The 15,457-nt window shown below is 65.2% G+C and carries 15 protein-coding genes and 1 pseudogene; 11 read left to right on the top strand and 5 right to left on the bottom strand.

Features of this window, described 5'->3' with window-relative positions; translation table 11 throughout:
• Positions 1–26 precede the first annotated feature (26 nt).
• Both J0H39_01940 and J0H39_01935 read right to left on the bottom strand, forming a co-directional pair.
• A complete protein-coding gene (locus J0H39_01940; GenBank protein ID MBN9495489.1) occupies positions 27–1,193 on the bottom strand; it encodes an O-antigen ligase family protein in 1,167 nt (388 codons plus the stop codon).
• Positions 1,190–2,464: a DegT/DnrJ/EryC1/StrS family aminotransferase gene (locus J0H39_01935; protein MBN9495488.1), complete on the bottom strand. Its 1,275-nt coding sequence runs from the start codon at positions 2,462–2,464 to the stop codon at positions 1,190–1,192. Before J0H39_01935 ends, J0H39_01940 begins: the two co-directional genes overlap by 4 nt.
• A gap of 381 nt (positions 2,465–2,845) precedes the next feature.
• Between J0H39_01935 and J0H39_01930 the strand changes: the two genes are divergently transcribed.
• From J0H39_01930 to J0H39_01920, 3 genes are read left to right on the top strand one after another with little or no spacing between them, the layout of a single operon-like run.
• Positions 2,846–3,649 carry an FkbM family methyltransferase gene (locus tag J0H39_01930; GenBank protein ID MBN9495487.1) on the top strand — a complete coding sequence of 268 codons (804 nt, stop codon included), beginning with the start codon at positions 2,846–2,848 and terminating at the stop codon, positions 3,647–3,649.
• On the top strand, positions 3,646–4,575 hold the full coding sequence (locus J0H39_01925) for a glycosyltransferase family 2 protein (protein ID MBN9495486.1): 930 nt from the start codon (positions 3,646–3,648) through the stop codon (positions 4,573–4,575). The genes J0H39_01930 and J0H39_01925 overlap by 4 nt, the downstream gene beginning before the upstream one ends.
• The gene (locus J0H39_01920) at positions 4,572–5,273 is read left to right on the top strand and encodes an SDR family oxidoreductase (GenBank protein MBN9495485.1); all 702 of its coding nucleotides are present in this window, start codon (positions 4,572–4,574) and stop codon (positions 5,271–5,273) included. Before J0H39_01925 ends, J0H39_01920 begins: the two co-directional genes overlap by 4 nt.
• Here J0H39_01920 and J0H39_01915 read toward each other — a convergent pair whose 3' ends face one another.
• The gene (locus tag J0H39_01915) at positions 5,274–6,140 is read right to left on the bottom strand and encodes an NAD(P)H-binding protein (protein ID MBN9495484.1); all 867 of its coding nucleotides are present in this window, start codon (positions 6,138–6,140) and stop codon (positions 5,274–5,276) included. It lies immediately after the preceding gene.
• A complete protein-coding gene (locus tag J0H39_01910; protein ID MBN9495483.1) occupies positions 6,137–7,273 on the bottom strand; it encodes a glycosyltransferase family 4 protein in 1,137 nt (378 codons plus the stop codon). Before J0H39_01910 ends, J0H39_01915 begins: the two co-directional genes overlap by 4 nt.
• A gap of 63 nt (positions 7,274–7,336) precedes the next feature.
• Between J0H39_01910 and J0H39_01905 the strand changes: the two genes are divergently transcribed.
• Positions 7,337–8,455, top strand: coding sequence for a glycosyltransferase (locus J0H39_01905; GenBank protein MBN9495482.1), 1,119 nt, complete (start codon positions 7,337–7,339; stop codon positions 8,453–8,455).
• A gap of 15 nt (positions 8,456–8,470) precedes the next feature.
• On the opposite strand, the gene asnB is transcribed toward J0H39_01905, so the two are convergent.
• Positions 8,471–10,408 carry an asparagine synthase (glutamine-hydrolyzing) gene (asnB, locus tag J0H39_01900; GenBank protein ID MBN9495481.1) on the bottom strand — a complete coding sequence of 646 codons (1,938 nt, stop codon included), beginning with the start codon at positions 10,406–10,408 and terminating at the stop codon, positions 8,471–8,473.
• Between the two features lie 146 nt (positions 10,409–10,554).
• Here asnB and J0H39_01895 point away from each other — a divergent pair, with 146 nt between their 5' ends.
• The 7 genes and pseudogenes from J0H39_01895 to J0H39_01865 all read left to right on the top strand — a co-directional run bounded on the left by J0H39_01895 (position 10,555) and on the right by J0H39_01865 (position 15,434).
• Positions 10,555–11,229, top strand: a complete 675-nt coding sequence (locus tag J0H39_01895) for a winged helix-turn-helix transcriptional regulator (protein ID MBN9495480.1) — start codon at positions 10,555–10,557, stop codon at positions 11,227–11,229.
• Entirely contained in the window at positions 11,226–11,726 is a 501-nt protein-coding gene (locus J0H39_01890) for a transcriptional activator RfaH (protein MBN9495479.1), read from the top strand. Before J0H39_01895 ends, J0H39_01890 begins: the two co-directional genes overlap by 4 nt.
• Positions 11,727–11,901: 175 nt before the next feature.
• Positions 11,902–12,213 carry a Gfo/Idh/MocA family oxidoreductase gene (locus J0H39_01885; protein MBN9495478.1) on the top strand — a complete coding sequence of 104 codons (312 nt, stop codon included), beginning with the start codon at positions 11,902–11,904 and terminating at the stop codon, positions 12,211–12,213.
• A complete protein-coding gene (locus tag J0H39_01880) occupies positions 12,210–13,358 on the top strand; it encodes a DegT/DnrJ/EryC1/StrS aminotransferase family protein (GenBank protein ID MBN9495477.1) in 1,149 nt (382 codons plus the stop codon). The genes J0H39_01885 and J0H39_01880 overlap by 4 nt, the downstream gene beginning before the upstream one ends.
• A 2-nt stretch (positions 13,359–13,360) precedes the next feature.
• Positions 13,361–13,498 (top strand): annotated as a pseudogene (locus J0H39_01875) (UDP-N-acetylglucosamine 2-epimerase (non-hydrolyzing)).
• A gap of 29 nt (positions 13,499–13,527) precedes the next feature.
• Complete coding sequence (locus J0H39_01870) at positions 13,528–14,691, top strand: glycosyltransferase family 4 protein (protein ID MBN9495476.1); 1,164 nt, start codon at positions 13,528–13,530, stop codon at positions 14,689–14,691.
• On the top strand, positions 14,688–15,434 hold the full coding sequence (locus J0H39_01865) for a class I SAM-dependent methyltransferase (protein ID MBN9495475.1): 747 nt from the start codon (positions 14,688–14,690) through the stop codon (positions 15,432–15,434). Before J0H39_01870 ends, J0H39_01865 begins: the two co-directional genes overlap by 4 nt.
• Positions 15,435–15,457: the final 23 nt, after the last annotated feature.

The raw sequence follows: 15,457 nt of genomic DNA, 5'->3' as shown, positions 1-15,457 counted from the left end.
GCGCGAACTCCCCTTCGGGAACGCGTCTAGCACCCGTCGCGTTTCGATGCCAGCGCGGCCGCAAGCGCGACGATTATCCACAGGGCGGCCATCCACCAGCCCTGCCAAAGCCCGTAACCGACGCCGGCGATGACGACGGCCGCGCCCAGCGTCGCGGCCAAGGCCGCGCGCGTTGGCGCGTCGCCGCGAATGCGCCGGCCCAGCGCCAGCATCAGCGCGGCCCCGGCGAAGGCCCCGGACAAACCCAATTCGAGCCAGAGCTGCAACGCCGCGTTATGCGGGTGCAACGGCATCAGCTCGGCGCCCGGCGCGAATTGGCGCTTGGCGCCGGGAATGGCGCGCGAGGCATGCATGCCCCAGCCGAAGGCGGGTTTCTCGAAAATCCGCTCGGCCGCGAAACTCCAGATCGCGGCGCGGTGAAAGACCGATGGGCTGATGTCGCGGCGCTGGGCCAACGCGTCGAATTGCGGTGCGGAAGCGATCAGGGGTGCTGCGAGCACGCCGACGGCCAGAAGGGCCGACAGCAGAAAGGCGCCGCGTTTGGGTAGCAAGGCGACGAATATCGCCGCGAGCGTCGCGGCGACGAGCGCGTATTCGGCGCCTTGGCTATTGAAATTGAGGACGATGAAAATGCCGGCCGCGAGCAGACCCAGTGCGGCCGCGCGCCCGAAGGTTCGGTACGCCGCCATGGCCGCCAGCGGCAGCAGGATCGCCAGCGTGGCGACCGAGCGGTTGAACAGCGCCCAGAAATTCGTGTCCGGCCCGTACCACAGACCGGCGATGGAGCCTTCGTAGTCGACCAGGCGCTGGCTCACGAACTGCATCGCCAGCAAGACGATCGCGCTAAACATGCCGATCGCCAGCCAGCGCGCGATGCGCGATCGCGCCGCTTCGTCGAGCGATGCGGCCGTACCGACAAGTGCGAGACCGAGAACGGCGCCGAACGTGATCCGCACCCAGCCGTCGAAACCTTCGGCCGCGTCGATCGTCCAGAGCAGCGACAGCAGCGCGAAGGCCAAAAACGCGCCGACGCCGATCAGCCAAGGCCGTGCCGGCCAACGCTTCGCGAACAGCGCGCCGAGCCCGGCGACGATCATCAGCGGCGCCAGCGCGTTGGGTGCGATAACGGCAAGCGGCGCGGCGAAACCCGCCGCGATCGCGATCGAGAAATCTCCGATCCGCTTGCCGTTCACGCCGCTATCGCGCGCGCCAAACGGCGCGTACGCACGAGATTGGTCAGCGCATCGGCGACATGCGCCAACTGGCCCTCGGTGATCGAGGTGGAGGAGGGCAGCGACAAGCCGTTCTCCGACAAGCGGCTCGACACCGGGAAGGCGCGATTGCCGGCATAGGCTTTGTAAGGCGGCATCTCGTGCATGCAGTAGAACAGGGGCCGCGTATCCACGCCCGCCTTGGCGAGTTTGGCCATCAACTCGTCTCGCGTCAGGCCAAGCCCCGCGCAATCGACGACGATCGAGAACACCCAATAGGAATTGTCGAAGCCCGGCAGGATCGCCGGCGTTTCGATTTCCGAAATACCGGCGAAGCGGCTTTCGTAATAGGCGGCGATTTCCTTCTTGCGCACGCGGAAGCCTTGGAACTGCTCCAGCTGCGCGCAGCCGATCGCGGCTTGCAGATTGGTCAGGCGATAATTGAACCCGACTTCCTCGTGCCAGTAACGCTTGTTCGGGTTCATGCCGTGGTCGCGCAGCATGCGCGCGCGCGCGGCGACCGCATCGTCCTTGAAGGTGACCATGCCGCCTTCGCCGGTCGTGATCATCTTGTTGGAGAAGAAGCTGAACGTGCCCGAATCGCCGATGGCGCCGCATTGCACGCCCTTATGCGCCGCCCCCACCGCTTCGGCGGCGTCTTCGATGACGATCAGCTTGTGCTTGCGCGCCAAGGCCAGGATCGGGTCCATCTCGGTCGGCTGGCCGTAGAGATGGACGGGCATAATCGCCTTGGTGCGCGGCGTGATCGCGTCGGACAAGGCCGCCGGATCCATGTTCCACGTATCCGGTGCCACATCGACCAGCACAGGCGTCGCCCCGGTATAGAGCACGGCGTTGAGCGTCGCGGCGAAGGTGAGGTCGGGAACGATCACCTCGTCGCCCGGCCCGATACCGAACGCGGCCAGCGATAGGTGCAGCGCAACGGTGCCGTTGGACACGGCCAGCGCATGCGGCACGCCCAGCAATTCGGCGAATTCCTTCTCGAACCGGCGCACGAACGTGCCCTGGCTCGAAATCCAATTCGTCTCGACGCATTCGGTGACGTATTTGAGCTCGTTGCCGCCCAATTGCGGCTCGGCGATCGGCACGCGGCGCGGGGTGGCCTGGGTATAGAGGCCGGCCGGGCGGCGCTCGCCGTCCAGCAACGCCAAGGGCCGCGCCGAATTGCCGGCGAATTTCGCGAGCTGCGCGGCGTCGGTATCGGCGGGCAGGCCGCCGGCATCGGCGATCATCGCCGCACCCACGCGCAATTCGATCCCCGTGCCGCGTGCCATGGCCGCTTCGATTTCGGCGATGCCGATCCGGCCGGCCAGCTTGCCGTCGGAATCCACGACGAGCAGCAGCGGGGCGGAATTGGCATCGAGCTTGGCGACGGCGTCGGCCAGCGAATCGCTGTCCTTTACGAGAAGGTCGGCGATGGGAGTAGCGTTGGACAAGGATTGGGGCTTTCGAGAGGCGGTCGGCGGCGGGTCGAAGGGCATGTTCCTGGGGGTCCGGAACAGAGGGACGGTCCCGCAAGCAACGTCTTACGGCCCCTATCTAATCCGCCCGGCGTCCCGCGTCTAGAACAGGCAGGGCTTGCCGGGGGTGCGGGGGCCGCTTAAGAACCGGTTATGACTGGCACATCCCTGGAATTCTGGATCGACGGCGCCAAACGGCCCCGGACCTGGACCGAACGTCTGGACCGCAAATGGCGCAAGCTGACCGGGCCGCGATTCGCCGGAAAAGCCGCCGTGACGGGCCCGGCCGGGCGAATTGCGCTCGATTTGCCCGCCGATCCGGGCATTCGCTACGTGTTGGACGAGGTTTTGGCCCGCGATTGCTACCCGGTCGTGCCGGGCGTCGGCGGGATCGCCACCATCGTGGATATCGGGGCCAATGTCGGGATCGCGGCCGCGCGATTGCGCTTGGCCTATCCCGATTCCCGCATTTTGTGTTTCGAGCCCAATCCGGCCGCTTTGCCGTTCCTGCGCATCAATGCCGAACGCGCGCGCGCCGAAATACTGGATTACGGCCTGGGCGAAGCGGATGCGACGCTGCCGCTTTATCAAGGCGCGCATTCGACCGTGACCGCATCGCTGACGGCGCATCACATGACCGAGGCGAAGCCGCTGGGCGACGTCGTCATCCGCGCCGCCGGCCCCGCGCTGGCGGGGCTCGGCGTCTCGGCGATCGATCTGTTGAAGATCGATACCGAGGGCGCCGAAATGCCGATCCTGCGCTCGCTGGCGCCGTTTTTGGCCGGCGTGCGGATCGCACATCTCGAATTCCATAGCGAAAGCGACCGGCGTGCCATCGACGCGATGTTCGCGCCCACGCATCTTCTGTGGTCCGGCACGGTCGAACGCGGCCATACCGGCCAAATCGCCTATGTGCGCCGCGACCTCGCCCCCGATCAGCCCCGGATCGGTGCATGAACGACGCGGTCGGCTACGTCGTCACCGTCTATAACAAGGCGAAGTGGCTGGCCGGCTGCCTCGATTCAATTCTCGCCCAGGACGACGGGCCGCCCGCCGAAATCGTGTTCGTCGACGACGGTTCGACCGACGGCTCCGGCGATTTACTGCGCGATTTGATCGCCAAGCGCGGTGTTGCCCAAGCGCGGGTCGTGTCGCAGAAAAATGCCGGGCCCGGCTGCGCCACCAATCGCGGCGTGCGCGAGTCGACCGCGTCCTGGATTAAAATCGTCGATGCCGACGACACACTCGCCCCCTTCGCCGTGCGGCTTTTGCGCGAAGAAGCGCAGCGTCACGACCTCGGCCTGATCTATGGCGGCATGGATTGGTACGGCAAAGAAGGTCCGCGCATTTCGCCGCCGCCCGCCGATTTGAAGACGCGCGTTTTCGCCGATCCGGTGCTGGATGCGCTGCGAACCTGCCAATCGGGGGCTTCGAATTTGCTCGTGCGGCGCGATCTGTTCCTTGCCGCCGGCGGTTGCGACGAACGTGTGTTCATCCAGGATCAGGGAATCTGCCCGCGCGTGGCGGCGGTGCCCGGTGCACGCATCGGCGTGTTCGATCACGTGGTTTGCTTGGGTCCGGCGGAAGACGCGGCGCGGCTCATGAAGAACCAAGCGCAGATCCTGCACGACGAGACATTGACCGCGCTCAATTTTTTGCGCGACCATCCCGATCTCGGCGACGCCCCGCGCCGCGCCGCGTTCTTGCGTTGCGCGGATCGCGCGTGGAAGCGCGGGCGCAAGCTGTTCGGCGTGGGGACCTTCAGCCTCGCGCATTACGCCTATCGTCAGGCGAAGGCGGGCATTTTGTGGCGGCATGAGGCTTTGATCGAAGCGACGCTGCCGATCTTCCGCAAGGGCGGCACCGTCCGGCTGATGCCATGACCGCGCGCATCCTCATCACCGGCGCCTCACGCGGTATTGGTGCCGCGACCGCGCGTGCGTTCGCAAAGCAGGGTGCCAAAATCGGCATCCATTACGCATCGGATGAAGCGGCCGCGCGGCGCCTTGCGGCCGAATGCGGCGATGCAGATCTGTTCCAAGCCGATCTGGCGCAAGGTCCAGGCGTTTTGATGGCGCGTTTCCTCGATTGGGCCGGCGGCATCGATGTGCTGATCAACAACGCGGGCGGTGTCTTCGCGCCCGACAGCACCGCCAAGACGATGGCGCTCAATCTCGAATCGCCGATCGCTTTGATCCGGGCCGCTTGGCCCGCGATGGCGGCGGCGAAGACGGGCTCGATCGTCAACGTTTCGAGCTATGTGACCGCCCATGCCGCGTCGCCGCGCTTGGCGGATTACGCCGTCGCCAAGGCGGGCTTGGAACAGGCGACGCGCAACTTCGCCAAGCTCGGCGCGCCACTCGGCATTCGCGTCAATGCGGTGCGCCCCGGTTTCGTCGATACCGATCTCAATCGCTGGGCGGACGACCCGGACCGCAGCGCCTTCGCCGTGCGGGCGGCGCGCGTGCCGGTGGGGCGCGCCGCGACGGCCGAGGAAATTGCCGCCGCGATCGTGTTCTTGGCGGGCCCGATGAGCAGCTACACGACCGGCACGGTGCTGACCGTGGCCGGCGGCGAATAACTAAAAGTCGCCGCGCCGGACTTTGTCGGCCACGCCCTCGGCGAAGGGGCGCGGTACGACGCCAAGCTTGTCGCGCATCGGCGCCACGTCGAAGATTTTGTCTTCGGCCGCGCGGGTCAATTCCGTCGCATCGAACGGCAGCTTGATGCCGATGCGCGCGACGAAACGCGCTACCGCCGCCAGCGTCGCGACGGGGACCGGCACGATCACGATCCAGCGTTTCAACGCGGCCGCACTCTCGCGCACCATTTGCGCGTAAGGGATTGGCATTGGCCCGGCCAACACGATCGGTTCGTCGTTCAAATCGGTCCGTTCCAATGCCGCGACGACGCAAGCGACGACATCGTCGATATGAACGGGCTGGACCGTATGCTTGCCGCCATCGGGCAACGGCACGGGGATCGGCACGAATTTCGGGAAACGCGCCAGGAAGCGCAGGATGCGCCCGACATTGCGATCCGCCTTGTCGCCATAGATCATCGCGGGCAGCAATACTTGCCCCGGCCGGCCGGTGGCTTTGAACGCGGCCAACCCGTCGCGCACCGCATCGGCCGCCGGATCGTCGAGGCGCGAAAACACGCGCGTCGATCCGGTGACGACCAGTCTGGCGCCTGGCGCCATCGCGTCGATCACCAGTTTCGTGTGCTTGGCGTGTGCCACATAGGCGACCGCATCCACATTCGCGACCGCTTTGGGCAAGGTCTCGGGCCGGTCGAAATCGCCGATGCGCCATTCGATGCCGTCGCCCAATTCGGCGAGCTTGGCGGGATTGCGGCCCGTCGCGATCACCTCGTGACCGCGCGCATGCAACGCCGCGACGACGCGCCGCCCGGTCATGCCCGTGGCGCCGACGACCGCGATCTTCATGGTGCGAGCCCCAGCAAGCGCATTTGCTTCTCGACCACTTTCGCTTCGTCGTAAAGCGTGCGGGCGCGGGCAAGCCCGGCTTCGCCCATCCGTTTGCGCAATTGAGGGTCGCCCGCGATCTTCTTCAACGCTTCGCCCAACGCCGTTTCGTCGCGCAACGGCACGAGCAAGCCGGTCTCGCCGTCGATCACTTCCTCGCGACTGCCGCGAATATCGGTGGCGATCACCGGCAGGCCGGACAGCATCGCCTCGACGATCGAACGCGGCATGCCTTCGCGATGCGACGGCAAGGTGAACGCATCGACCGCGCGCAAAATCTCGGGCACATCGGCGCGATAGCCCAAGAAGCGGATGCGCTTCGACAGATCGGGATCGGCTTCGACGGCCTTGATATCGGCGTCGATCGATTGGGCGTGATCCGACGCCAAGCGCTCGCCGACGACCCATAGCTCGGCATTGGTCGCGATCTTCATCGCCCGGAACAATTCGGGATAGCCCTTCTCGGCGACCAAACGGCCGATCATCGCGATCACCGGCGTGTCGTTTGGCGTACCGAGTGCGGCGCGCAATCGCGTGCGCGTGTCCTCGCCCGGCAAGGCGGGGCGGAATTTGGCAGGATCGGAGCCGTTGCCGATCGCTTCGATCACCCCACCCTTGCACAAGCCCAAACGGCGCGCGGTGGCAGCATCTTCTTCGGCTTGCGTGAACATCACATCGGTGAAGCGCCCGCCGAACCATTCCAGCGTCACGTGCAGCGCGCGCTTCGGCGCGGGCATGTGTTCGTGGAAATAGAACCCGTGCGCGGTGTAGACGACGCGCCCAACGCCCGCCGCTTTGGCGGCGGGCCGCCCGGCCAGGGCCGCGACCGGCGTGTGGACATGCACCATGTCGAAACGCTCGGCGGCGAAGATCGCTTTCAAGGCGCGATAAGCGCGCAGCAGTGCTACCGGATTGGACGAACGCTGGATCGGCACGTCGATCACGCGGAAGCCTTCCGCCTCGATCTTCGGGGTCAGTTTCCCGCGCGCGCAAGCCCCGACGACTTCGTGGCCCGCCGCACGCTGGGCGCGCATCAACGGCATCAGGAAATGATGCAGCGTGAAGTCGACGGCGCAGAGTTGGCAGATTTTCATCGCGAATCCCGATATACCCCCGAATATCGGTCTTGGCGAGGGAAGGGGTGGGTCATCCGCGTATTGATCGTCATCGGCGCGCTGGATGTGGGCGGGGCGGAAACCCATCTCGCCCAAGTCTTGCCGCGCCTTGTGGCCGACGGGTTCGAGATCGCCGTTCATACGCTGACCGGGCGCGGGGCGTTGGCGTCACCGTTGGAAGCCGCGGGGGTGCGCGTGGTGGCGCCGCCGGGCAGCGAAGCCGGCGCCAAAGCCGGCGGATTCGTCGGGCGCGGCTTGCGGGCGTTGCGCGCCGGGTTGTCGCTTGCGCGCTTCATGCGCGAGTGGCGCCCGGATGTCGTGCATTTCTTCCTGCCCGAATCCTATCTGGTCGGCGCGCCGATCGCGTTGCTGACGTCGAACGCCAAGCGCGTGATGTCGCGCCGCTCGCTGAACGATTACCAAACGAAACATCCGTTGCTCGCCAAGCTCGAGCGCGTCTTGCACAAGCGCATGGATGCGTTGCTCGGCAATAGTGCGGCGGTGACCGCGCAATTGATCGACGAAGGTGCTGCGCGCGATCGCGTACATCTCATCCGCAACGGGATCGATCTCGCGCGCTTCGCGACCCCCAAGCCAGTGCCGCGCCCAACGGACAACGTTGTGATCGCGTGCGTGGCGAATCTTATTCCCTATAAGGGCCATGCCGATCTGATCGACGCGCTGGCGCAAGTGCCGCGCGAACCCGCGTGGGAACTCTGGTGTGCGGGCCGTGACGACGGGATCGGCGCCAAACTCACGGCACAAGCGCACGCGGCGGGGATCGGCGATCGCGTGAAGCTATTGGGCGCGCGCAACGACGTGCCCGATCTGCTCGCCGCCGCCGATCTGGCCGTGCTGGCGAGCCACGAAGAAGGCTTCCCCAACGCGGTGCTGGAAGCGATGGCGTCGCGCCGCGCGGTGATCGGCACACAAGCGGGCGGGATTCCCGAAGCGATCGCGGATGGCAAGACCGGCCTGATCGTCAAGCCGCGCGGTCCTGCCGCGTTGGCCGAAGCGCTCGCGCGCCTGATCGCCGATGCGCCTTTACGCGCCGCGATGGGCGATGCGGGCCGCGCGCGAATCGAAGCCGAATTCTCGCTCGATGCCTGCGCGGCGGCGTACGCGGCGTTTTATCGTAGGTTCACACCAAGCGAAGTGTAAATTACGCGGACTGATTTAAAGCCACCGCCGCTGCCAGGCGCGGAACATCAGCACCGTCCAGATAGGATAATGCATGTTCGCCGTGCCGGAAATATGGGTGTTCCAGGCTTCGCGGATGGGGGCTGGGTCGAGTAAGCCGTCGGCCTTCATGGCTTTCTCGTCGAGCAGGTCTTCGGCCCAGTCGCGCAACGGGCCGCGCAGCCAGGAATCGATCGGCACGCCGAAGCCCATTTTCGGCCGGTCGGTCAGCGATCGCGGCATGTAGCGCGCCAGCACTTCGCGCAGGATCCATTTGCCTTCGCCGCCCTTGAGTTTCAGATCCATCGGCAGCGCCCAGGCGAATTCGACCACGCGATGGTCGAGCAACGGCTCGCGTCCTTCCAGCGCCACGGCCATCGTCGCGCGATCGACCTTGGTAAGGATGTCCTCGGGCAAATAGGTCATCGTGTCGAGCAATTGCATGCGCGCCACCGGCTCGGGCATGTCGCGCGCGAGCGTTTCGTCCCAGAGCGGGCCGCGCGGCTCCGTGCCGCCCGCCACGATCGCTTCGGGCTCATGCCACTGGCTGATCAAGTGGCGATAGACGTTGTCGATCGAATCGAGGCGTAAGACCTGCGCGAGCTTTGCGGCTTTTTCCGCAGGTCGCACGGCGCGTACACGGCCGGGCAACAGGAACGATGCGGCGGCCAAGAGCGGCGCGCCCGCGTTTCGCAGCATCGCCGCCCCCAAGGCGCGCAGCGGCCCGGGCAAGCGCGAGGTCTGTTTCCAGATCGTGCCGGCATAGATGTAGCGGCTATAGCCTGCGAAATTCTCATCGCCGCCGTCGCCCGACAGCGCGACGGTCACGTGCTTGCGCGTCATTTCCGACACGAGATAGGTCGGTATCTGGGAGGAATCGGCGAAAGGCTCGTCGTACCATTCGGCGAGTTTCGGCACGACGCCCAGCGCATGCGATGGCTCGACGTAGAGCTCGGTGTGATCGGTGCCGAGATGTTTGGCGACCGCGCGCGCATGGCCCGCCTCGTCGTAGCCGTCTTCGGCGAAACCGATCGAGAAGCTGCGCACCGGCCGCGAACTCTGCTGCTGCATCAACGCGACGACGGTCGAGCTATCGATACCGCCCGACAGGAACGCGCCCAGCGGCACGTCGGCGATCATGCGCTGGCGGATCGCCTCGCGCAGCAACGCGTCAAGCCGATCCACCGCTTCGCGCGGATCGATATGCTTGTCCCATTGCGCCCGGCCTTCGATCGCCTTGGCCCGCGCATCCCAATAGATGCTTAGCTTCGGTTCTTGGCCGTCGTGCCATTCCAGCATTTGGCCGGGCATCAGCTTGCGCGCTTCTTTGTAAATCGTGCGCGGACCGGCGACGTAGCCGTGGCGCATGAAACCGGTCAGCGCGTCGCGATCGAGGCCAGGCTGCCAATCGGAAACGGCGCACAAAGCTTTAAGTTCGGAGCCGAAGATGAGTCTCTGGCCGTAATGCGCGTAGTAAAGCGGCTTCACGCCCAGCCGGTCGCGGATGAGCCAGAGCGACTTCTCGCGTTTGTCCCAAAGCGCGATCGCGAACATGCCCACGGCCTTGGCGATCGTTTCGGCGATGCCCCAACGCACGAAGCCTTCGAGCAGAACTTCGGTATCCGATTCGCCGCGGAACTTGACGCCCATCGCGAGCAGTTCGGCGCGCAGCTCGAGGTAATTGAAGATCTCGCCGTTATAAGTGACGACGAAACGCCCGTCGCCCGACGCCATCGGCTGGACGCCGGTGGGCGAAAGATCGACGATCGCCAAGCGGCGATGGCCAAACCCCACGCCGGATTCGGGCGCTACCCATACCTCGCCGCCATCGGGTCCGCGATGCAGCAGCGTATTGTTCATCATGCGCACGGTGTGGGTCAGCGCCGTTTCGCCAAGCTGCGCCCGGCGATCGACAAGCCCCACAATTCCGCACATAGACTGACCCTCGCACGACCGCTAATACGATGATTCATCGTAATGTTCATGCCTTGAACAAACTTGACGTTCATCTCGTGAACAAGGTATAGATGGGGCCATCGGATGGCAAATGATTTCGCCTCCGGGCGAACTTTCAGGGACCGATGACGGATACCCCGGCCACCAAACCGACCCGCGACGAAGCCGCCCTGGTTTTGGGCGTGCTGTCGGCTGTCGAACAGGATTCAGCCGTCACGCAGCGCGGCCTGTCGAGCGATCTTGGTATCGCGTTGGGCCTCGCGAACGCGGTGCTCAAGCGCTGCGTTCGTAAAGGCTTGATTAAGATCGCGAATGCGCCGCTCAACCGCTACGCCTATTACCTGACGCCCCAGGGTATGGCCGAAAAAGGCCGGCTGACGGTCGAGTATTTGCGGGTCTCGTTCGACCTGTTCCGCGATGCGCGACGCCAGTTCAGCGACATCATGAACGGCCTCGCCGCGCGCGGCGCCACCCGCGTGGCGCTAATCGGCGTGTCGGAATTGACCGAGGCGGCGCTGCTCTCGGCGCGCGAATCGAGCGTCGAGGTCGTGTGCGTCATCGATCCCGCCCATAAGCTGCCCCAGTATCTTGGTCTGCCGGCGGTGGCCGGGTTCGACGCCATTCCCGGCGCAGTCGATGCGCTGTTGGTCTGCGATCTGCGCGATCCGCTCGCCATCTATGAAGCTGCGCAGAAAGCCGCACCCACACTCAACATCGATCGCGGCCGCGTTCTGGCGCCGAGTCTGCTGCGCCTCAATCTGCGCCGCGCGCGACAGCAAAAAGTGGAGGCCGTTGGATGAAACGCTGGTATGTCGTCCATACGCGCCCGAACGACGAAACCCGCGCGTCCGACAATTTGCGCCGCCAAGGTTTCGAGACGTTCTTGCCGCGCCATAAGCGCAGACGTGCGCATGCGCGCAAGGTGGAGATCGTCGAACGGCCGCTGTTCCCCCGCTACATGTTCGTCGCGCTCGATATGATGACCGAACCGTGGCGTTCGATCTTGGGCACGTTCGGCGTGACCGATCTTTTGCGAAACGGCGACAGCCCCACGCCGATGCCCGAAGGCATCGTCGAAGCCTTGCAGAACGAAACGGCCGCCCATCTGCACGACGAATCCGATCCTTTGACGGGCTTGCGCGCGGGCGATGCGGTGCGCGTGCTGGCGGGCCCATTCGCCGATCTGGTCGGAAAATTCCAAGCGCTCGGCGAGGCGGACCGTGTCGTCGTTCTGCTCGATCTTCTGGGTCGGGAAGTGCGGGCGCAATTGCCTGCGCGCGCGATCGCGGCGGCTTGATCGGCCGTCACAATCCGGCGCTTCGCGGTTGAAGCGCCTTGCCACTGGGGTGGCGGAACCCCGCTTCACCCGGATTGCGGTAGCATGGAAAAAACCCCGGCACCCGGCCCAAGATCGCCATGCTCGGCCGAGGAAATTCGGGCAAGAATAACGTCCGCACGGCGCACGCGCCGCCGTGCACGACGCCAATGCCGATCTCGCCGCGCGTTTCGCGGCCGACACCGGCGCCAAGGCGCCGGGCTGGCAGGCGATCCTCGCCGGCAAATCGATCGACGGCGTGATCCTCGCGACACCTGCCGGCCCGCGTGCCGCACTGGCGCGCGCCGCGTTGGATGCCGGCAAGCATGTGCTGGTCGAAAAGCCGCTGGCCTTTTCGCCAAACGACGCGAACGAAGTCGTGGCACACGCCAAGCGCGTCGGCTGGATCGTCCGCACCGGCGAAAAACATCGCGAAGTTGGAACCGACAAATTGGAAATCGAGAAATGAGCAACGCGCCCGCCATCGACTTCATCGATCTCAAAGCCCAGCGCAAGCATATCGGCGCGCGGATGGAAGAGGCGATCCTCAAAGTCGTCCGCCACGGAAAATACATCATGGGCCCGGAAGTGGCGGAGCTCGAAGCCGAGCTCGGCGCGTTCTGCGGTTCCAAATACGTGCTCAGCTGCGCCAACGGCACCGACGCTCTCGGCATCGTGCTGATGGCCAAGGAAGTGGGCCCGGGCGACGCGATCCTGGTGCCGTCCTTCACCTTCGCCGCGACCGGCGAGGTCGTCGCGTGGGTCGGCGCCACGCCGATCTTCGTCGATTGCCTGCCTGACACGTTCAACATGGATCCCGCCAGTCTCGAAGCGGGGATCGACACGGCGCGGCGTTTGGGCTTGAAGCCCAAGGGCGTGATTCCCGTCGATCTGTTCGGCCTGCCGGCCGATTACGACGCGATCGAGAAAATCGCGCGGGCGAACGATCTGTGGGTCTTCGCCGATACGGCGCAAGGTTTCGGCGGCACTTATAAGGGCCGCACGACCGGCGGCATCGGCGATTTCGCGGCGACGTCGTTCTTTCCCGCGAAGCCGTTGGGTTGCTACGGCGATGGCGGGGCGGTGTTCACCAACGACGCCAAGCTGATGGACGTGCTGCGTTCGCTGCGCGTGCATGGCCAAGGCAGCGACAAATACGACAATGTGCGTATCGGGTTGAACGCGCGCCTTGATACGATGCAGGCCGCGGTGCTGCTCGAGAAGCTCGCCGTGTTCCCGGCCGAAATCGACGCGCGCAACAAGGTAGCCGCGCGTTATTCGGCCGCGCTGGAAGATTTGTGCATCGTCCCGCGCGTGCCGAAGGATCTCGTCTCGGTCTGGGCGCAATACACGATTCGTTTGCCGAACGCCGATCGCGACAAGGTCGCCGCCGCATTGAAGGCCGAAGGCATTCCGACGATGATCTATTACGTCAAGCCGATGCACCGCCAAACGGCCTATGCGAAGTATCCGGTAGCCGGAAACGGTCTGCCGGTATCCGACCGTCTGGCGGGCGAAGTGCTCAGCCTGCCGATGCACGCCTATCTGGACGAAGCCACGCAAGACCGCATCGTCGCGGCGCTGCGCCGCGCCATCCCCGCCGCGCGCCGATAAGCGTGAAGCGGATTCTCACCGTCGTGGGTGCGCGCCCGCAATTCATCAAGGCCGCACCCTTGTCGCGCGCCTTGGCGAAGGCGGTGCTTGGCGAGATCCTGGTTCATACCGGCCAGCATTGCGATCGCGGCATGTCCGACGCGCTCAAGACCCGGGCCCGCACTTGAGCATGCTGCCCGAAGACTCGCTGCCGCCGCCCGACTTCGCGCGTCTGAAAACGCTGCATTTGATCGTGTGGTTCGAATACGCGTCGACACTCGCGATCTTCGATCGCGTGGGGATGCTGGATCGCGAGCTCGCGATCTATCGCCGCCTGCTGCCGCATTTGCGTGCGCTGACGTTGATCACTTGGTCGCGCGGCGAGGATGCCGCCTATATCGAGCGGCTTGGCGATATCGGCCTCGCGCATAACAAGCATGAATGGACCTGGCCCGTCTGGATGGCGATCCTGCTGGCGACATTCGGCTTGCGCTTTCCCGGTCCGCGCTTGGTCAAAACCAATCAGATGAGCGGTGCGCGCCATATTCTGCGCGTCGCGAAATTCTGGCGTACGAAGCTCGTCGCGCGTTGCGGTTATCCGTGGTCGCTTTTCGCGACGCGCGAACGCGGGCCCGACGATCCGGTGACGCGCGAGGCGATAGCGACCGAACGCGCCGTATTCCGGGGCGCCGCGCATGTCGTCGGCTCGACCGAGGAGATTGCGAAGCTGGCGATCGAACGCGACGGCGTTCCCCAAAGCCAAGTCAACATCGTGCCGAATTACGTTGACACCGATCTGCTATCGCCCGGGCCTTCCGCGCCGCGCGCCAAACAGCGGATCGGCTTTCTCGGCCGCTTCGAGGAGCAAAAAAACCCGTTGGCATTGATCGAGGCCGTCGCCGGACGCGACGTCGAGCTCGTGATGATCGGCGAAGGGAGTTTGCGCCATGAAATGGCCGCTCTCGGCGCGCGGCTCGGCGCCGATCTGAAGCTGCCGGGCAATATGCCGCATCGCGACCTGCCGGAATTCTTCCGCGGCCTCGACCTTTTCGTTCTGCCGTCCTTGTTCGAGGGGCATCCCAAAGCGCTGCTGGAGGCGATGTCCTGCGGTCTGGCCGTCATCGGCGCCGACGCGCCCGGCATTCGCGAAGTTCTGCGCGATGGCGATACCGGATTGTTGACGGCGACCGACGCTTTGTCGATCCGGGATGCGATCGATCGCATCTTGGGCGACCGGGAACTCGCGGCGCGTCTTGGGCGCAACGCGCGCGATGAAATCCTGCGCACCGTGTCGCTCGACCGGACGATCGAGCGCGAACTGCGCGTACTCTCCTTCGCCGCGAGGCCGACATGAATCTTCGACACGCGATCGCGGCGACGTTGCTATGGCCCACGCGGTTTCTGCCGACCCGTATCCTGCGCGATCTGACGGTGGGATTCGCCCAAGCGATCGCGAAGCGTGACGACGCGAAATCCGCGTTGTCCGCATTGCTCGACGCGCATTCGAAGATCGAAACGATGGCGGCGACGACGGCGGTGCGCTACGGCGACGGCGTCAATCCGAAGCATCGCATCATGGCCTATCACGAGTTCTTCGCGTCGCGCGTGCGGCCGGGCGAACGTGTGCTCGACGTGGGCTCGGGCAATGGTTTTCTCGCGCTGTCGATGGCGCAAGCGGGTGCTGCGGTCGAAGGCGTCGAAATCGTTCCCGCGAACGTCGAAATCGCGCGCGCGCGCCATGCGCATCCGAACGTCGTCTATCGCGTCGGCGACGTGACGAAGGACACGTTGCCGGCCGGCTTCGACACCGTCGCGATGTCCAATGTTCTCGAACATCTGCCGGATCGGCCGGCCTTGCTCCGCCGTCTCGCGGCGCAAACCGGCGCCAAGCGATTTTTGATCCGTATTCCCTGCTTCGATCGCGATTGGCTCGTGCCGTTGCGCAAGGAACTTGGTCTCGACTGGCGCTCGGATTCGACGCATGAGACGGAGTACACGTTGATCGAGTTCGACGCCGAACTCGCGGCGGCGGGTTTGACGCGCGACGAGACGATTCTGCGCTGGGGCGAAATCTGGGCCGTGGCGATCGCGCGCTGATATGTCAAAGCCGCCGAAAATCT

The organism is Alphaproteobacteria bacterium, from assembly GCA_017308135.1.
GTDB lineage: Bacteria > Pseudomonadota > Alphaproteobacteria > CACIAM-22H2 > CACIAM-22H2 > Tagaea.
The sequence above is the reverse complement of the archived record's forward strand: the minus strand, read 5'-3'. Positions and strand labels throughout refer to the sequence as shown.